Raw genomic sequence first — 738 nt, forward strand, 5'->3', positions numbered from 1 at the left:
CGGAGCGCCGAGAGGCGGGCCGCGGCGACCAGCGGCATCAGCCCGTGCAGCTTGAGGTCGGTGCGCGCGCCGGGCCCGGGCTCGTCGTCGGCGAAGCCGCCCCAGAAGGTCAGGCCGACGCCGAGCCGCGAATCCTGCGCGGCCAGCGCCGCCGCCCAGGCGGGCTGGGCCGTGAGCAGCTCCATTGCCTGCCGGCGCAGCGCCTCGGCCGGCGCGGCCTCGCCCCAGCCGGCGCGGAGGTCCAGGAAGATGTCGGCGAAGAGCAGCGCCGCGCCGTTCCGCTTTCGCGCCCAGATGGCGAGCTGGTCGCGCCACTGGGCGCGTGTCTTCCGCCAGAGCGGGTTCATCGCCATCACGCCGCCCTTGCAGAGCGTGAAGCCGGCCTCCGCCAGCTTGAGGCAGTAGCGTTCCGCGACGCGGCGGAACCACGCATCCACCATGTCATGCTCGGCGTCGTCGTAGTCGGCCAGCAGGAAGCCGTTGTCCTGGTCCGGCCGCAGCAGGGATTCGCCGCGGCCCAGGCTGCCCATCAGCAGCAGCGTGAAGGGGACGGGCGGCGGCTCGGCCTCCTCGGCCAGCACGCGCTCCAGGATGCGGGCATGGAGGTCGGCGTTGATGCCGCTGACCAGCGCCACGACCTCCGTCGCGGCCAGGCCTTCCGCCAGCAGCGCGCGGGCCAGGCCGGCCTGGGCGCGCTTCACCGCCGCATCGTCGCCCGCCAGCGCGTCGAGCTGCGCG

At 74.9% G+C, this 738-nt stretch carries 1 protein-coding gene; it reads right to left on the minus strand.

What is annotated here, in order from left to right; translation table 11 throughout:
* Positions 1-738 (minus strand): DUF294 nucleotidyltransferase-like domain-containing protein (locus L2I40_RS23985; protein WP_237217847.1); only part of this gene is annotated, 738 nt, incomplete at both ends.

It is taken from the genome of Falsiroseomonas oryziterrae (assembly GCF_021864505.1).
In the GTDB taxonomy this organism is placed as follows: domain Bacteria; phylum Pseudomonadota; class Alphaproteobacteria; order Acetobacterales; family Acetobacteraceae; genus Falsiroseomonas; species Falsiroseomonas oryziterrae.